This window comes from Streptomyces sp. NRRL F-5727, from assembly GCF_000719555.1.
Lineage (GTDB): Bacteria > Actinomycetota > Actinomycetes > Streptomycetales > Streptomycetaceae > Streptomyces.
Genome location: NZ_JOGX01000035.1, coordinates 28,836 through 45,809 on the forward strand (window position 1 = coordinate 28,836; position 16,974 = coordinate 45,809).

General features: G+C 75.2%; 16 protein-coding genes. 7 read left to right on the forward strand and 9 right to left on the reverse strand.

Annotation, left to right across the window (positions count from 1 at the left end):
• Nucleotide 1 precedes the first annotated feature (1 nt).
• Together dhaK and IF73_RS0122895 are read right to left on the reverse strand one after the other, a co-directional pair.
• A complete protein-coding gene (gene dhaK / locus IF73_RS0122890; protein ID WP_051717177.1) occupies nt 2–988 on the reverse strand; it encodes a dihydroxyacetone kinase subunit DhaK in 987 nt (328 codons plus the stop codon).
• A gap of 68 nt (nt 989–1,056) precedes the next feature.
• Nucleotides 1,057–2,460, reverse strand: a complete 1,404-nt coding sequence (locus IF73_RS0122895; protein ID WP_031011092.1) for a PP2C family protein-serine/threonine phosphatase — start codon at nt 2,458–2,460, stop codon at nt 1,057–1,059.
• Between the two features lie 139 nt (nt 2,461–2,599).
• Between IF73_RS0122895 and IF73_RS41570 the strand changes: the two genes are divergently transcribed.
• Nucleotides 2,600–2,803 (forward strand): hypothetical protein, encoded by a 204-nt coding sequence (locus tag IF73_RS41570; RefSeq protein WP_031011093.1) that lies wholly within the window; start codon nt 2,600–2,602, stop codon nt 2,801–2,803.
• Here IF73_RS41570 and IF73_RS0122905 read toward each other — a convergent pair.
• The 5 genes from IF73_RS0122905 to IF73_RS0122925 form a co-directional block, all read right to left on the reverse strand.
• Complete coding sequence (locus IF73_RS0122905) at nt 2,772–4,256, reverse strand: long-chain-fatty-acid--CoA ligase (protein WP_031011096.1); 1,485 nt, start codon at nt 4,254–4,256, stop codon at nt 2,772–2,774. The two genes, IF73_RS41570 and IF73_RS0122905, sit on opposite strands and share 32 nt — an antisense overlap.
• Nucleotides 4,257–4,326: 70 nt before the next feature.
• On the reverse strand, nt 4,327–6,156 hold the full coding sequence (locus tag IF73_RS0122910) for an aldehyde dehydrogenase family protein (protein WP_031011097.1): 1,830 nt from the start codon (nt 6,154–6,156) through the stop codon (nt 4,327–4,329).
• 104 nt (nt 6,157–6,260) lie between these two features.
• Nucleotides 6,261–7,565, reverse strand: a complete 1,305-nt coding sequence (locus IF73_RS0122915; protein ID WP_031011098.1) for an MFS transporter — start codon at nt 7,563–7,565, stop codon at nt 6,261–6,263.
• Between the two features lie 194 nt (nt 7,566–7,759).
• Nucleotides 7,760–8,683 carry a TauD/TfdA dioxygenase family protein gene (locus IF73_RS0122920; RefSeq protein ID WP_031011100.1) on the reverse strand — a complete coding sequence of 308 codons (924 nt, stop codon included), beginning with the start codon at nt 8,681–8,683 and terminating at the stop codon, nt 7,760–7,762.
• Nucleotides 8,684–8,831: 148 nt separating this feature from the next.
• On the reverse strand, nt 8,832–9,434 hold the full coding sequence (locus tag IF73_RS0122925; RefSeq protein ID WP_031011101.1) for a TetR/AcrR family transcriptional regulator: 603 nt from the start codon (nt 9,432–9,434) through the stop codon (nt 8,832–8,834).
• Between the two features lie 175 nt (nt 9,435–9,609).
• Here IF73_RS0122925 and IF73_RS0122930 point away from each other — a divergent pair, with 175 nt between their 5' ends.
• The 5 genes from IF73_RS0122930 (at nt 9,610) to IF73_RS0122950 (ending at nt 13,214) form a co-directional block, all read left to right on the forward strand.
• Nucleotides 9,610–10,359: a carbonic anhydrase gene (locus IF73_RS0122930; RefSeq protein ID WP_031011103.1), complete on the forward strand. Its 750-nt coding sequence runs from the start codon at nt 9,610–9,612 to the stop codon at nt 10,357–10,359.
• A 116-nt stretch (nt 10,360–10,475) separates the two neighbouring features.
• Nucleotides 10,476–10,922 carry a universal stress protein gene (locus IF73_RS0122935; RefSeq protein WP_031011105.1) on the forward strand — a complete coding sequence of 149 codons (447 nt, stop codon included), beginning with the start codon at nt 10,476–10,478 and terminating at the stop codon, nt 10,920–10,922.
• Between the two features lie 33 nt (nt 10,923–10,955).
• Nucleotides 10,956–11,222 carry a DUF6213 family protein gene (locus IF73_RS0122940; protein WP_051717172.1) on the forward strand — a complete coding sequence of 89 codons (267 nt, stop codon included), beginning with the start codon at nt 10,956–10,958 and terminating at the stop codon, nt 11,220–11,222.
• Nucleotides 11,223–11,262: 40 nt separating this feature from the next.
• Complete coding sequence (locus IF73_RS0122945; protein WP_031011109.1) at nt 11,263–12,201, forward strand: Ku protein; 939 nt, start codon at nt 11,263–11,265, stop codon at nt 12,199–12,201.
• Complete coding sequence (locus IF73_RS0122950) at nt 12,198–13,214, forward strand: DNA topoisomerase IB (protein ID WP_031011111.1); 1,017 nt, start codon at nt 12,198–12,200, stop codon at nt 13,212–13,214. Before IF73_RS0122945 ends, IF73_RS0122950 begins: the two co-directional genes overlap by 4 nt.
• 34 nt (nt 13,215–13,248) lie before the next feature.
• Here the strand turns inward: IF73_RS0122950 and IF73_RS0122955 are convergent, their stop codons facing one another.
• The gene (locus IF73_RS0122955; RefSeq protein WP_031011113.1) at nt 13,249–13,896 is read right to left on the reverse strand and encodes a UdgX family uracil-DNA binding protein; all 648 of its coding nucleotides are present in this window, start codon (nt 13,894–13,896) and stop codon (nt 13,249–13,251) included.
• A 165-nt stretch (nt 13,897–14,061) separates the two neighbouring features.
• Here IF73_RS0122955 and IF73_RS0122960 point away from each other — a divergent pair, with 165 nt between their 5' ends.
• Complete coding sequence (locus IF73_RS0122960) at nt 14,062–15,180, forward strand: carboxylate-amine ligase (protein WP_031011117.1); 1,119 nt, start codon at nt 14,062–14,064, stop codon at nt 15,178–15,180.
• A gap of 48 nt (nt 15,181–15,228) precedes the next feature.
• On the opposite strand, the gene IF73_RS0122965 is transcribed toward IF73_RS0122960, so the two are convergent.
• Nucleotides 15,229–16,818 (reverse strand): FAD-dependent oxidoreductase, encoded by a 1,590-nt coding sequence (locus IF73_RS0122965; RefSeq protein WP_031011119.1) that lies wholly within the window; start codon nt 16,816–16,818, stop codon nt 15,229–15,231.
• Nucleotides 16,819–16,974: the final 156 nt, after the last annotated feature.

The window sequence follows — 16,974 nt, forward strand, 5'->3', positions numbered from 1 at the left end:
CTCACCGGCCCCAGCGCAGCGCGGCGGTCGCCACCGGCGCGTCCCACAGCCGCAGCAGCTCCTCGTCCGCCGCGCACACCGTCACCGAGCAGCCGGCCATGTCGAGGGAGGTCACGTAGTTCCCGACCAGCGTCCGCGCCACCGGCACCCGGCGCGCCTCCAGCACCCGCCGCACCTCCGCGTTGAACCCGTACAGCTCCAGGAGCGGCGTCCCGCCCATCCCGTTCACCAGCAGCAGCACCGGATCCGACGGCCGCAGGTCGTCCAGGACGGCGTCGACGGCGACCTCGGCGATCTCCCGCGCGGTCATCATCCCGCGCCGCTCCCGCCCCGGCTCGCCGTGGATGCCGACGCCCAGCTCCAGCTCCCCGGGCGGCAGATCGAAGGTCGGACCGCCCTTCGCGGGCGTGCTGCAGGCGCTCAGCGCGACCCCGAACGACCGCGACCGCGCGACCACCCGCCGGGCCAGCGACTCCACCCGCTCCAGCGGCGCGCCCTCGTCGGCCGCCGCCCCGGCCAGCTTCTCCACGAAGAGCGTGGCCCCGGTGCCGCGCCGCCCCGCGGTGTACAGGCTGTCGGTCACCGCGACGTCGTCGTCGACGAGGACCTTGGCCACCTGGATGCCCTCGTCCTCGGCGAGTTCGGCGGCCATCTCGAAGTTCAGCACGTCCCCGGTGTAGTTCTTCACCACGAACAACACCCCCGCACCGCTGTCCACGGCGGCCGCGGCCCGCACCATCTGATCCGGCACGGGCGAGGTGAACACCTCCCCGGGACAGGCCGCGTCCAGCATCCCCGGCCCCACGAACCCGGCGTGCAGCGGCTCGTGCCCCGAGCCGCCCCCCGACACCAGCGCCACCTTCCCCGCCACCGGCGCGTCCCTCCGGACCACCACCCGCCGCTCCACGTCCACGGTCAGCTCGGGGTGCGCGGCGGCGAGCCCCCGCAGGGCATCGGCGACGACGGTCTCGGGTACGTTGATCAACATCTTCACAGGTACCTCCCTGGTGAGATGAGAGCAGGCTAGCTGCCGGCTGTCCTGGCTTCGCGGCGGATTCAGGGGGCGGTGAGGGTGGCGGCGAGGACGGTGACGTCGTCGCGTTCCCAGTCGGTTCCGTGTCGCTGGGCGGCGGCGTGGAGCCGTCGGACGGTCTTGCGCGGGTCCGGTCCGGCGCCGGCGAGGAGGGCGGTGACCGCCTGTTCGCCGAGCATGGAGCCGTCGGCGTCGCGGGCCTCGGTGAGGCCGTCGGTGGCGAGCAGGACGAGGTCGCCCGGGGACAGGGGGGTCGTGACGACCTCCCAGGTGCCTTCGGGGGCCGTGACGAAGGATCCGATGACCGGTCCGGTCGGGGAGAGCTCCTCGACCGTTCCGTCGGCCCGGCGCACGCGGGCGAACTCGTGTCCGGCGTTGAGCCAGCGCAGGCGCCCCCGACCGGGGTCGAGCACGGCGATGACCAGGGTGGTGAAGCGTTCGTCCTCCGTGGAGAGCATGGACCAGGCGGCCGCGGCGGCGGTCCTCGGGTCGAGGCTGAGGCGGAGTGCGGACAGGACGGCGCTCTTGGTCTGGACGGCGAGCAGGCCGGCGTCGACGCCGTGGCCGGCGATGTCGCCCTGGACGAGGGCGGTCGTGCCGTCGGACAGGGTGAGGGTGTCGAAGAAGTCGCCCGCGATCAGGCCCTCCGCCGCCATCAGCTCGCCGTGCGCGGCCACGCCGGGGCCGGGGGAGTGCTGGGCGGTCAGGATCCGCCGCAGGCCGAGGGAGGTCGCGGCGTCGGTGCGCAGGGCCCGGTCGGCCTGGGTGGCGCGGTGGCGGGACTGCTTGAGCAGGAGGAGGGTGCGTTCGGCCTCGCTCCACACGCCGCCGACCCAGCCCCGGGTGGTGGGCGGGGAGAGCGCGGCCGTGTCGGAGGCCGTGCTGCCGAGGCGGGCCTCCAGGTCGGCGAGCGGGCGGACGATCCTGCGCCACAGCGTCCAGACCAGACCGCCCAGCAGGACGAACAGGGCGGCGACGAAGACGCAGTGAAGCGCGAAGAGCGTGTTCTGCGCGGTCTCGGCCGCGTGCCGGGCCCGCGCCTTGCGGGCGTCGAGGGCGGCGGCGAGGCGGTCCGTCGTCGTCAGGAGGGGCTGGATGCCGGCCGCGGGGTTGACGACCCAGGTGGCGAGGGCGGAGTGCAGGGCGGTGCCCTCGGAGACCAGGCCCAGGGCCGCGGTCTCCCGGGTGATCGCGTCCCCGAGCACGAGGGCCCGGTCGGCATGGACCTCCGGCACCGGCGCGGTCCCGGCCGCCGAGCCGAGCAGGTGCCGGCCCTCCTCGCTCTCGTGGACGACGGAGAACAGCCTGCCGACGTCGCGCGTGACGCTCTCGGCCCGCCCGGCGTCCGGCGACGGCCCGGCGTGCACCCGCACGGCCAGCAGGACGTCGATGACCGTCATCGCCACGATGACGACCACCAGGGCCACGAGCGCGTCCGCGGGTGACCGGAGCGGACGGGCGAAACGACTTCGCCAGGACACAGGCGGTTCCCGCCCCGGCCGACCCCGCACCGGGAGCGGGCCCGGCCGAGCTGGTCGACTCCCCGACGCCCGGTCCGCCGTCAGCATGCCCGCCCGCGCGTTCGGAATCCAGCACGCTCACCGTCGCTGGCGGTTCCGCCGCCGGGCCGTCCTCGCCGTCGCCGTCGCCGCCGTCGCCGCCGTCGCCGTCGCCGTCCTCGCCGTCGCCGTCGCCGTCGCCGCCGTCGGCGGTGTCCGGCGACCGGGCCGGCCGGCGGTCAGGGGCGGGTGGCCGCGACCTCCCGCTTGAGGATCTTGCCCGTCGCGCCCTTGGGAAGGGTGTCCACCAGCCACACCACCCGGGGGTACTTGTACGCGGCGACCTGGCCGCGCACGAACTCGCGCAGCTCCTCCGGGGTCGCCTCGGCGCCGGGACGCAGGGCGACCGCTGCGGCCACCTCCTCGCCGAGCGCGTCGTCGGGCAGTCCGATCACGGCGGCCTCGGCGACGGCGGGGTGCTCGTACAGGACCTCCTCGATCTCCCGGGGGTAGACGTTGTAACCGCCGCGGATCACGAGGTCCTTCTTGCGGTCGACGACGGAGTAGTAGCCGTCCTCGTCGACGCGGGCCAGGTCGCCCGTGTACAGCCAGCCGTCCCGCACCGTCTCGGCGGTCGCCTCCGGGCGCCCCCAGTACCCCTTCATGACGTTGTGTCCGCGCACGCACAGTTCGCCGACCCCGTCGACGACGTCCGCCAGCCGCAGCTCGACGCCCTCGATCGGTGTGCCGACCGTCCCGGCCTTGCGCGGGCGGTCCGGGTGGTTGAAGGAGGCGACGGGTGAGGTCTCGGACATGCCGAAGCCCTCCAGGAGCAGGCAGTCGAACGCCTTCTCGAAGCCGTGCAGGACCTCGACGGGCAGCGAGGCGCCGCCGGAGACGCACAGCCGCAGGGTGGAGACGTCGTACGCGCCGGGCTCCTGGGCGTGCGCGCCGAGCAGCGCCGCGTACATGGTCGGCACGCCCGCGAACACGGTGACCCGGCGCTCCTCGACGGTCCGCAGCGCGAGGACGGGATCGAAGCGGGGCAGCAGGGTGAGGCGGGCGCCGACGGTGACCGCGGTGTTCATCGCCACCACGAGGCCGAAGGTGTGGAACAGCGGCAGACAGCCCAGCACGTTGTCCGCCGCCGTGAGGCGGAACAGCGACCGGGCGGCGATCTCGGAGTTGCGGCCGAGGTTGGTGTGGGTGAGTTCGGCGCCCTTGGGGAGGCCGGTGGTGCCGGAGGTGTACAGGATGACGGCGGTGTCCTCGCCCGCGCCGACCGAGGCGGTCACGGGCTCGGGGTGGTCGGCGAGCAGCCCGGCCAGGGAGTCGGCGCCGATCGGCACCAGCGCGGCCCGCGAGTCCGCGGCGGCGCGGCCCGCGTGCACCTCCTCGGCGAGGGACTCGTGGGCGAACACCAGCACCGCGCCCGAGTCCCTGAGGTAGTGGGCGATCTCGCGTGCCTTGAGGAGCGGGTTCATCGGGACGACGACGGCGCCCGCGCGCAGCGCGCCGTAGAAGAGGACCGGGAACTCCAGGAGGTTGGGCAGCATGAGGCCGATCCGGTCGCCGGGCGCGACGCCACGCGCGGCGAGCAGCGCGGCCGTGCGGCCCGCGAGTTCGTCGAGTGCCGCGTAGGTCAGCGAGGTGGCGCCGAGTTCGACGGCGACGCTCGGGCCGTGCTCCGCCGCGCTGCGGCCGAGGAGGTCGGAGAGGTTCATGACGGTGTCCTTCTGAGGGGTGGACCGGGGGAAGGGAGAGGGGAGAGGGGGCCGGGGCGGCCGGCGGAGGTCAGCCGCGCAGTGCGGAGGCGAGGACGCCCGGCAGCTTCGCGAGGCCCGGGGCCGCGGTGAAGCGGGTGACCCGCCGGAGGGTGGTCACGCCGGTGCGGTGGGTGACGAAGTACGGCGGGCGCGGGGACAGTGACGGCGAGCCGGTGAAGAGGCCGCGGGGGGCGGGGGCGAAGGGGGCGCGCAGCACGGTCTTCTCGATGTCCTCCTCGGCGAGCATGAAGGCGTTGTGGACGAAGCCGACGCCGCTGCCGATGGACCGGCGGGTGTGACCGGGGTGGGCGCCCCAGGGGGTGTAGCCGAGGAGGAAGCCGATCGCGGACCAGCAGTTGACGCCGATCGTGCCGTAGCGCAGGTCCGCGACGGCCGCCTCGACCGAGGTGCGGTGGTCCTTCTCCGTCCTCGGGTGGACGAGGAGGGTCGCACCGAGGGTGCCGGGGAGGTGGCGGTTGGCGAAGGCGACGGCCTCCCGGAGGAAGGCGTCGGGGGTGTCGCCGGAGAGGCGCACGACGCCCAGCGCGCTGCCGAAGACCTCGTCGGTCAGCAGCATGTCCAGGTCGTCCGCGCCGGAGACGCCGGAGCTGCCGGAGCTGTCGGAGCTGTCGGAGCTGTCGGGGACGCCGGGGAGACCGGGGGCGCCGGAGCTGTCGGCGGTGCCGGAGACGTCGGGGACGCCGGAGATGTCGGGGACCAGGAGCCGGCCGTCGCCCTCCCCGTGGACCTCGGCCTCGGGGTGCGCGGTCCGCACGGCGGCCAGGCGCCGGTCCGCGCCCGGGTAGTAGTCGGTGCGGGCGGGCAGCGCGCGCAGGACCCGCCGGATCTCAGCCAGCAGCCGTTCGGTGCCGTCCCAGCCGCGCGGCAGCACCAGGATCTGGCTGGCCACGCAGTTGTGGCCGGAGTTGTTCATCTTGCTGGTGACGATGTGCTCGGCCTGGAAGCGGAAGTCCGCGTCGCTCCACGGGCCGGGCACGACGACGCAGGGGCTGACGCCGCCGAGTTCGCTGCTGAACGGTTTCGTGTTCAGCGGGGTGTCCGCGCGGCGGCGCTCCTCGGCCCTCTCGTCGGTGCCCCACACGATGGCGTCGTGCGTGCGTTCGCTGCCCGTGACGTGGATGCTGTCCACGCCTTCGTGCGCGGCGAGGTGGGCGCCCTCCGCCGCGCCGCCGTCGACGAAGCGCAGCCAGCCCCGCAGGACGAACTCGCCGAAGACCCGCTCGAAACGGGGGCGGAGGTAGGCGTTGACCGGGTTCATCTTCGCGAGGACGACCTGCCCGTCGACGTACAGCTTGTGCAGGATGTCGAGGGCGGTGATGGCCGCGACGTTGCCGGCGCCCAGGACCAGGGCCACGCCGGGCTCCGCGGGCCGGCCGCGGTACGCGCGGGCCGCGCGGTCGCGCACCCCGGCCGCCGTGGTGCCGGGCCGGGTCCACACACGCGCGGTGAACCCGTTGAGCAGCAGGCCGTCCCAGCCGGTGGCGGGGAAGACGTCGACGACCGTCCGGCCGTTCCGCTCCCGTACGGCGCGGGCGCCGAGCGGCTCCCGGCCGGCCGCGATCCGGCGCAGCACCCGCAGATAGGCGCTCGTGGTCTGGGCCAGCGCCCACGGCGCGCCCGCCCAGTCCTCCGCGGCCCAGGGGGAGTCGGGGGCGTAGCCCTTGGCGCGGGCGCACGCCGCGACCATGTCCTCGGCCCCGTCGGCTATCCGCGGCAGCAGCCGTTCGAGGAGCTCGACGCGCTCGGCGAGCGGCGTGGCCGTCCAGGTGCCGGCGTTCTCCCGCAGGTCGGCGACGGCGCGGTCCAGCGCCTCGGTGTCGAGGGTGGGTGAGGTCATGGTGGGGCTCCTTGAACGGCGGACGGCGGACGGCGGACGGGCACGGGGGACGCCGGGCGGCGGGCGGGCACGGGGGGGCGACAGCGGTACGGGACGGGGCGGGGTCAGGCGGCGCCGGCGCGGGCCGCGTCGCGCGCCGGGTCGATCAGGGTGAAGGCGGCGACCGCGCCGAGCAGGAGCAGGACGGCGGACGCCACGACGGCGTTCTGGTAGCCGGCGGTGCCCTGGGCGTCGACCATGCGGCCCATGAGGGTCGGGGCGATCAGGCCCGCGGTGGTCACCACGGCGTTCATCGTGCCGAGGGCGCCGCCTCGCCGTGCGGCCGGGGCGAGTTCGGCGACGGTGGTGACCGCGACGGTCGCGAAGGAGCCGCCGAGGCCGCAGCCGGCGACGAGCAGCGCCGTCTTCGCTCCGGAGCCGTCGGCCAGGGGGACGGCGAGGAAGCACAGCGCGCCGACGAACAGCAGACCCGCGCCGACGCGGCCGCGCGCCCAGCGGCTGCCCACGCCGCGGCGCATCAGCCACCCGGTCAGCGCGGCCTGGCCGAGCAGCGCCACGGCGCCGAGCGCCCAGGGCGCCGCCACCAGGGTGCCGGCGGTCGCGGAGGAGTGGCCGAGGGCGTTCTTCAGGTAGGACGGCAGCCAGACCAGCATGAGGGCGACGCACCAGTAGCTGGCGAAGTACGCGGCGGTGGTGCCGATCCACGTACGGCTGCCGAACACGCGCCGGTACGCGGGCCAGGCCCGGGACCCGGTGGACGCGGCCTTGCCGCCGTCGCTCTCGCGGAACCGGCCGTCCGCGCCGACGACGTACCAGACCACGGCCCACACCAGGCCCACGCCCGCGACCACCCAGAGGGCGGAGCGCCAGCCGTGGTTCTGGATGACCCAGGTCAGCCCCGGGGCGGCGGTGATCACGCCCAGCGTGACGCCGAGGGTGACCAGGGCGCCGGGCAGATTGCGCCGGTCGTTGGGGAACCAGGCCAGCGCGGCCTGCTGGGCGACCGGGAAGGCGGGTCCCTCGGCGGCGCCGAGCACGATCCGGGTACCGATCAGGACGGCGAGTCCGCCGCCGAGCGCGGCGGGCACCTGGGCCACCGACCAGAGCAGCGCCATGGCCAGCAGCAGCCACTTCGCGGACACCCGGTCGGCCAGCAGGCCCACCACGACGGCGGCCACCGAGAACAGCAGGAAGAACGCGCTGTTCGCCAGCCCGAAGTCGGTCGCGGACAGACCCAGATCGGCCCGGATCTCGTCGGCCGCGAGACCGAACACCGCCTTGTCGGCGAAGTTGATCATCATGAAGACCACGAGCATGCCGGTGACGACCCAGGCGCGGACGCCGGGGGTGCGGTCTGCCTGCGTGGGCCGTGCGAGCGGTGGTACGGCCGAGGTGTCGGCGGCGGTCACGGGAACCTCCGGGGAAGAGGGACGGCGCAGGCGGACGTGCGGGTGCCGCGCAGGGGGGGAGGGGAGGGAGCGACGGGGGAGTCGGGGGGAGTCAGGGGGAGTGAGAGGGGCGGCGGGTGGACCCGCTCGGAGCGCCGCACGCCCGGCCGGTGCCGGACGTGCGGCCGGTTCTCGCCGGGAGGTCGCTCCGCCGGTCAGGAGAGCGGCACGCCGGCGACGGCGATGCGCTCCATCACCCGGCGCTGCGGGTAGTAGTCGCTGATCGCGTAGTGCTGGACGGCGATGTTGTCCCAGATCGCGATCGAGTCGGGCTGCCAGCGGAACCGCACCTGGTACTCGGGGATGCGGGCCTGGAGCACGAGCGCGTCGAGCAGTTCGCGGTTCTCCTCCTCCGACAGGCCGACGATGTGCGTGGTGAAGGGCTCGTTGACGTAGAGGAGCTTGCGGCCGGTCCGCGGGTGGCGGACGACGACGGGGTGTTCCACGGGCGGCAGGGACTGCCGGAAGCGGGCGATCTGCTCCTCGGTCATGACGGAGCCCCAGCTGGGCACCCAGTCGTGGACGGCGGTGAGGCCCTCGATCCGGGCCTTCGTCTCCTCGGAGAGGTTGTCGTACGCGGCGCCCATGTCCGCCCACATCGTGTCGCCGCCGGCCGGGGGCACTTCGACCGCGCGCAGGACGGATCCCTGGGCGGGGGCGGCCATGAAGGAGTGGTCGCTGTGCCAGATGTTCTCCTGGCCGACGGCCGTCGCGTCCTTGGCCAGCCGGGAGACGCCGACGGTCTCGCTCCGGGGGAAGAAGGGGTTCGCCTCGGGCGCGCCCCAGACGCCGGCGAGGGCGAGGTGGTGCTCGGGGGTGAAGTCCCGCTGGTCGCGGAAGAAGATCACCTTCCACTCCAGCAGGGCCTGGCGGAGTTCGGCGGCGAGCTCCTCGCCGATCCGCCCCGTGAGGTCCGCCCCGCTGATCTCGGCGCCGATGTGCGGGGTGAGCGGGGCGACGTGGAGGAGCCGGTACTCGGCGGGGGGCAGGCCCGGAGCCGTGCGCTCCAGTACGCGCCGCCCGTAGTGCAGCAGGGGCTTGTCGAGGACGGGCTGGGGGGTGGTTGCGGGCGTGGCCATGGAATACCTCCGCGGTGACGACGGTGGCACCGGTGACGAACGACGGTGCCGCCGGGAATTCGTTACGGGGAGTATCGATATTCGGATGCGCGAGGGCAAGGGGTTCGCGCCCGTCGATTTCGGCGCCCCCTGGGAAGACCGTTTCCGGTCAGTTCTGCGCGGACACGGCGCGCGAGACGAGTGCGACCACCGTGTCCACCAGCGTGGCGTCGGGCGGTTCCATCTCTCCGACCAGGCGGAACACGAGCGGAGCGGCCACCATCGTGGCCACCGCGCGGACGTCGATGTCCGGCCGTACGTCGCCGCGGGCGATCCCCCGCTCCAGGATGTTCCGGGTCTCGCTCATGACGCGGGCGGAGTACTCCCCGTACGCGCCGCGCACGGCGCCGGCCTCGGCCGCGGCCCCGATGACCCCGGCCATCAGCCGGTCGACCCCCGGTGCCCCGTACGCCGCGAGCCGGGTCTCCAGGACGATCCTCAGCTCCGCGCGGAAGTCCCCGAGGTCGGGGACGGACAGCGGGCCGACGCGGGACTCGGCCGCGGCGATCAGCAGGTCCTGTTTCGTGGGCCAGCGCCGGTAGATCGCGGGCTTGCTGACCTCCGCCCGGAGGGCGACCGCGTCCATGGTGACGGCGCCCAGGCCCTTCTCCGCCACCAGGTCGACCACCGCGTCCAGCACCGCGCGGTCGACCCGCTCGTCCCGCGGCCGCCCCGGCCCCCGCCCCTCGTCCCGCACCCGCTTTCCCGCCATGTGCCGAGCGTACGGGCTCGCCCCGGGCCCCGTCCGCGCAGGGCGCCGGAGGTGACCGACGTACGGCCGCCCCAGCTCGACGGCCGGTGCGACAGCGGTTCAAGGGAGCCCCAAAAGACCTCGTGCATTCGGTAAACGGACGGGCGGTCGCGGGGGCCGGACCTACGTTCGTCCTGTGACCACTTCTTCGGAACGACCCGCATCCGGCGGCCCGCCCAGGGCCGCCGCCTCGCGCCGCGGGCTGCTGCGCACCGCCGTCGGCGGGGCCGCCGCCGTGACCGCCGGGGCCTGGGCCCTCGACGCCCCGGACGCGTCGGCTGCGCCCCGGCGGCGGCCCCGCCCCGCCACCCCCGAGGAGGCGCTGCGCGAGCTGAGCGCCGGCAACCGGCGGTGGCGGGCCTTCCGGGAGAAGCACCCGCACGAGACGCGTGCCGTCCGCAACGAGCTGGTGTCCGGCCAGCATCCGTTCGCGGTCGTCCTCGGCTGCATCGACTCCCGGGTCCCGCCGGAGCTCGTCTTCGACCAGGGCCTGGGCGACCTGATGACCGTCCGGTCGGCGGGCGAGGTCCTCGACGAGGCGGTGCTCGGCAGCGTGGCGTACGGGGTGCTGGAGCTCGACATCCCGCTCGTCATGGTCCTCGGGCACCAGGCGTGCGGTGCGGTGTCCGCGGCCGTCCACGCGGACGAGACCGGTGCGACCCTGCCCGCGCACATCCAGTTCGTCGCCGAGCAGATCAAGCCCGCCATCGACCGCTCGCTGGAGGGCGCCGCCCGCATCGACGCCACCATCACCGCCCAGGTACGGCTCGTACGGGCGCGGCTCGCCGCCGAGCCCGATCTGGCCGCCAGGATCGCGGCGGGACGGCTCGCCGTCGTCGGCGCCCGCTACGAGCTGACCAGTCAGGCGGTGCACGCGATCGGCTGAGACCCGTCTCCTCCCGGCCGCCTCGCGAGACCGGCCGTCCCCCCACGCGTACGAGCCCCGAGGGCGGGTAGGCGGTCTGGTGGGGAGGGCGCACGTGAGCGGGAAGGGGCGCGATCATGAACGAGAGCGACGGAACCCCCCGCGTGGTCGTGGGCGTCGACGGCTCCTCTTCTTCGTACGCCGCCTTGCGGTGGGCCGTCCGCCACGCCGAGCGGACCGGGGCGAGGCTGGAGGTCGTCGGCGTCTACGACGTCCCCGGCGCGACCGGGTGGTCCGCGCCGCCCGTGGACGCCGCCTTCGACGAGCAGCAGGCCCGGGAGGCGCTGGCCGAGGAGCTGCGCTCCGTGCTGACCGCGGGCGACGCGACACCGCCGCTGGAACAGCGCGTGGTCCGGGGCAACCCCGCCGAGGTGCTCGTCGAGGCGTCGGTCGGCGCCGAGCTGCTCGTGGTCGGCAGCCGGGGCAGGGGCGGCTTCGCCGCCCTGCTCCTCGGCTCGGTCAGCCAGCAGTGCGCCACGCACGCCTCCTGCCCCGTCGTGATCGTCCGCGAGGACATCGTCTGACCTGCCCGTACCGCACCCGCGGAGGTGGATCCCATGAACGTGACGACCTCCTTCCTCAGACTCCCCGACGGGCACCTCCTGCTCCCCGCCGCGGAGGTGACCGACCTCCTTCGGCGGCTCGCCGCCGTCTGGATCGAGTCCGCCGAGTCGGACGACTCGGGTCTCGCGCCGGACACCGTCGCCGCCCTCGTGGGAGCGCTGACCGAGGTCGCCGACAACATCGACGCCGAGTGCATCGCCCTCATGCCCGTGCGCGAAGGCCCGGTGCGCGAAGGCCCGGTGCGCGAGGACCAGGACTGACGCGGAGCGGCCGGCGGCGAGCCGAGGAGGCGGAGCGGAGATGGCACGGCCGGTGTGGAAGGGCAGTCTCGCCTTCGGCCTCGTCAGTCTGCCGGTCGGGCTCTACACGGCGACGGACCACCACACCATCCGCTTCCACCAGCTCCAGCGCGGCACCTCGGACCGGATCCGCAACCGCCGGGTGAACGAGCGCACCGGCGAGGAGGTCGACCTCGACGACATCGTCAAGGGCTACGACACCGGGGACGAGTACGTCCTCGTCGAACCCGGCGACCTCGACGACATCGCGCCCGGCCGCTCCAAGGTCCTGGAGATCAGCGGCTTCGTCGACCTCGACGAGGTCGATCCGATCTTCTTCGACCGGACCTACTACCTCGGCCCCGCCGACAAGGAGCACGGCAAGATCTACCGGCTCCTCGAACAGGCCCTCGCCCGCGCCCACCGGGCCGGCATCGCCACCTTCGTCATGCGGCAGCGCGAGTACCTGGTCGCGGTCAAGGCCGAGAACGGGCTGCTGACCTGCCACACCCTGCACTGGGCCGACGAGATCCGCGATCCGCGCGAGGAGATCGACACCCTGCCCGGCCGGCCGAGGACCACCGAGAAGGAGCGGAGGACGGCCGCGCAGCTCATCGACGCGATGGCGATCGACTGGGACCCCGACGCCTACCACGACACCTTCCGGGAGAAGGTCGCCGCCCTCATCGAGGCCAGGAAGTCCGGCGAGACCGTGGAGAAGGCCGAACCCCCGTCGGAGTCCACGAACGTCGTCGACCTCATGGACGCCCTGCGCGCCAGCGTGCGCGGCGCCCGGGGCGGCGAGCGGGGCCGCACCGGGCGCCGCGGCGGCGACCGCCCGAACGTCGCGGACCTCGGGGACCTCACGAAGTCCGAGCTGTACGACCGGGCCGCCGACGCCGGTATCCGGGGCCGGTCCTCCATGACCCGCGACGAGCTCATCGAGGCCCTCGCCGCATGAGCCCGCGGCTCAGGACGAGCGATCCGGACCGGCCGGGCTGGCGCCGGGTCCGGCACGGCCGCGGGTTCCGCTACCTCGACGCCGCCGGCGCCCCCCTCGGCGCGGAGGACCGGGCCCGGGTCGTCGCGCTCGTGATCCCTCCGGCCTGGCGGGACGTCTGGATCTGCCCCTGGCCCAACGGGCACATCCAGGCCGTCGGGACGGACGCGGCCGGCCGGCGGCAGTACCTGTACCACGAGGAGTTCCGGCGCCGGCAGGAGGAGGCGAAGCACGCGCACGTGCGGGAGGCGGCCCGCGGGCTGCCCCGGCTGCGCCGGGCCGTCGCCCGCGACCTCGACCTGCGCGGACTCTGCCGGGACCGGGTGCTCGCCTGCGCGGCGCGCCTCCTCGACCTCGGCTTCTTCCGGATCGGCGGCGAACGCCACCTGCGGGACAACGCCTCGTACGGCCTCACGACCCTGCGGCGCGAGCACGCCACCTGCGCGGGCGGGGAGATCTGCCTTCGCTATCCGGCGAAGTCGGGCCGCCGGCAGCACCGCACCCTCGTGGACGAGCCCACCTACCGGGTCGTCCGCGCCCTGCTGGCCCGGCGCGGCGGCGGCCGGCGCCTCTTCGCGTACTGGGAGGGCGGCGCCTGGCACGACCTGCGGGCCGAGGAGCTCAACGCCTACCTGCGGGAGAACGCCGGGCGGCCCCTCACGGCCAAGGACTTCCGCACCTGGCACGCCACCGTCCTCGCCGCCGTCGCGCTCGCCGTCTCGGCGCCGGTGGCGGACGGGACCCGCACGGCGCGCGCGAAGGCGGTCCGCCGGGCCGTCCACGAGGTCAGCGAGTACCTCGGCAACACGCCGGCGGTCTGCCGGGCCTCCTCCATCGACCCGCTCGTCATCGAACGCTTCGAGGAGGGCGTCACCGTCGCCGCCGCCCTGCGCCGCCTGGGCGAGGACGGCGGCTACGGCCAGCCGGCCACCCGCGGGGCGGTGGAGCGCGCGGTCCTGCGCCTCCTGACCTGAGGAACCCCGGCGCCGGCGAGCCGGAGCGGGGCGGTCAGAGCGCGTCCGCCGCGGTCCGCAGGTCGGCGACCAGACCCGCGTACATCTCCTCGCGGCGCGGGGACCGCAGGACGGCGGAGGGGTGCACGGTGGCGAGGACCCGGGTGCCGTTCCCGTCGCCGGGCAGCGGCCTCGGCACACCCCGGTCGGTGCCGACACGGAAGGACGGGCCGAGCAGCGCGCGGCCCGCGGTCGCCCCCAGGGTGACCACCAACTCGGGCGAGACCAGCCGGAGTTCCGCCAGGAGCCAGGGGCGGCAGGCGAGCGTCTCGCGCAGGCTCGGCGCCTTGTGGATGCGGCGCTTGCCGGTCTCCTCGCGGGTGAACTTGAAGTGCTTGACCGCGTTGGTGACGTACAGGTCGTCCTCGTCGATCCCCGCCTCGGCCAGGGCGCGGAAGAGCAGCCGGCCGGCGGGCCCGACGAAGGGGGCGCCCTCCCGGTCCTCCTGGTCGCCGGGCTGCTCGCCGACCAGCATCAGCCGTGCGCCCGACCCGCCCCGGCCGAAGACGGTCCCGGTCGCGTCGCGGTGCAGCGGGCAGCCCCAGCATCCGGCCGCGGCCTTCCGGTGTGCCGGGAGCCCACCCCGGTCCGGCAGAAAGGGCGTGGCGTCGTACGCGGCCTCCCGCCCCTCGGCACCGCCCATCGCGCACCTCCTCGCCGCGGCCCGCGACCCGGCATCCGGCGGCGCCGCCGACGTGCCCGCGTCTGCCCCCGCCGGCCCGCCCGAAACCCCGGCCGCGGCGGCGGTACGGCCTCGGCATGGCGGGCCCGGGGGCGGGTAGTCGCGCGCCGAGGCGAGGAGCCCGCGATGAAGATCCTGACGATGGGTGTCGAGGAAGAGTTCGTACTGGTCGACCGTCTGACCCGGGCCCCGGTCAACCGGGCGCCGGAGGTCATCCGGCGGGCGGGCCGGGAGCTCGGCGAGCAGGTCCAGGCCGAGTTCTTCAACGCCCAGGTCGAGATCTGCACCCGTGCCACCGCGCACCGCCGCGACCTGGGCGACGAGCTCTCCCGGCTGCGCACGGTGGTGGGCGCGGCGGCCCGGGACGTCCGCTGCCTGACGGTCGCCTGCGGCACGCCCGTCCTGCCTCCCGAGGAGCCGCTGACGGTGACGGACTCCGACCGCTACCGGCTGATGGCCCGGCACTTCGCCCCCCTGGTCACCCGTGCCGACGGGGTCGCGCGCGACGACGGACTCGTCTGCGGCTGCCACGTCCACGTCGGCACGCTCGACCGCGGGCGCGCCCTCGCGCTGGCCCAGCACATGCGGCCGTGGCTGCCCGTGCTCCAGGCGCTGGCCGGGAACTCTCCCTTCGCGGGGCGGCGTGACACCGGCTACCAGAGCTGGCGGGCCGTGGAGCACGCCCGGTGGCCGACCGTCGGCCCCACCCCGGACCTCGACGAGGCCGAGTACCTGGCCCACGTCGCCCGGCTGGTCGGGGACGGCACCCTGCTCGACAACCGCATGGTGTACTGGCACGCCCGGCCCTCCGAGCACGTGCCCACCCTGGAGATCCGGGTCGCGGACGCCAACGCGGAGCTCGACACGGTGGTGCTGCTCGCCATCCTGGTCCGCGGGCTCGCCGCCACCCTGCTCCCCCGCGTCGACGCCGCCGAGCCGGCGCCCCGGGTCCCGCGCGCGCACCTGCTCCGGGCCCACCGGCTGGCCGCCGCGCAGGGCATCACCGGCTTCGGCCTGGACCCGGTGGACGGCCGCAAGCGGCCGGCCGCGGTTCTCCTGGACGACCTGATCGCCCTCGCCCGGCCCGGGCTCGACGCGACCGGCGACACCGAGTGGGCGCGGGAGCAGTGGCGGCGGATCCGCGAGGACGGCGGCGGCGCCGCCCGGCAGCGCGCCGTCCTCCACCGGTCCGGACGCTTCAGCGCGGTGGTGGACGCGCTGGCCGCGGCCACGATGCGGGGCTGACGGTCCACCGCTCGCCCCGACGCACCGCTCGCCCCGACGTTCGGCGGTTCACCCCTCGCCCGGCTGCGGCGGCTCGTCCGGCTCCAGCTCGCCGGGGTCCATCCGCTCCAGCGGCTGGAGCGCGGGTCCTTGCAGGAGCCGTCCGTCGGTGCCGAAGCGGGAGCCGTGGCAGGGGCACTCCCAGGTGCGCTCGGCCGGGTTGAAGGCGACGACGCAGCCCATGTGGGTGCAGACCGCGGACACCGCGTGCAGTCCGCCGTCGTCGTCGCGGTGCACGGCGCAGGGCTTCCCGCCGGCGCGGACGACGGTCCCGCCGCCCCGGCGCAGGCCGCGCACCGCCTCCGTGGCGTCGCCCAGGCTGTCCAGCCGGTCCTTGACGGCGTGCTTGGCGGTGTCCCACTGGGCCTTGGCGAGCGCCGGGGCGGTACGGAGGACCGAGCCGACGCGGCCGGGGTCGTACAGCCCGTCCCACGGGTCCGCTCCGCCGCCGACGAGGGCGGCGACGATCGTGCCGGCCAGGGCCCCGCCCGTCATGCCCCACCCGGCGAAGCCGGTGGCGACGTACACGTTCCCGCCGCGCCCCGGCATCCGGCCGATGAGCGGGAGGTCGTCCGTCGCCGCGTTGTCCTGGGCCGCCCACCGGTGGCTGAGGGCGAAGCCGGGGAAGTGCCGCCCGGCCCACTCCTCCAGACGGGCGTACCCGGCCTCGGTGTCCTGCCCGGTGCCGGGCTGGAACACCTCGCCGGTGACGATCAGGAGCCGGGTGCCGTCCGGGAGCGGCGTCGTGCGGACGGACCGCTTGCCTCCCTCCTTCGTGATGTACATGCCCTCCGGGTCGAGCCGGGCGGGCACGGCACCCGCGACCACCAGGTCGCGGTGCTGGGTGAGGCGGGCGGCGAGCAGCGCGCGGTCGAAGACGGGGTGGTGGGTGGCCAGCACGACGTGCCGGGCGGAGACGCCGGCCCCGGTGTCGGTGGTGAGCCGGCACGGGCGCGGGTCGTCGCCGCCGTCCTCGTCGAGTCCGGTGACGCGGGTCCGCTCGTGGATCCGGCCGCCGCGCGCGACGATCGCGTCGACGAGACCGCCCAGATAGGCGAGCGGATGGAACTGGGCCTGGTCCTCGACCCGCACCGCGCCCGCGACGGGGAAGGGCAGGCCGGAGTCGGTGACGAAGGAGGCGTCGAGGCCGGCCGCGCGCGCGGCCTCGGCCTCGGCGCGCAGCGCCTCGACGCCGTCCGCCCCCTCGCAGTAGGTGAGGGCGGGACGTCGCTCCAGCGCGCAGTCGATGCCGAGTTCCCCGGCGGTGTCGACGACGTGCCGCAGCGCGGCGCTCTGGGACGCCGCGTACCGGCGGGCGGCGTCGTCGCCGTGCTTCTCCCGCAGGCCGTGGTAGGCGGCGGTGTGCAGGGCGGTGAGCTTTCCCGTCGTGTGCCCGGTGACGCCGCCCGCCGCCCGGTCCGCCTCCAGGACCATGACGTCGCGGCCCGCCCGGGCCAGTTCCCACGCCGTGCTGAGGCCGGCGATGCCGCTGCCGACGACCACCACGTCCGCTTCCGCCTCCTCCCGGAGCGGTTCGAAGGACGGCAGCGAGGCCGTCCGCATCCAGTACGAGTCACCTGTCTCCACGCGTTCGTTCATGCCCGGCGACTGCCCGGGCGGCCCATGCTGATGCGGTACGGCTCCGCCCGTCCACGCTCCGGGCGCGCCCGGTCACGCACCGCGCCGGGCCGCCCCCCTGGGGCACGACCCGGTGGCCGGATGGTCCGGCCACCGGGTTGGGGCTAGTGTCGAGAG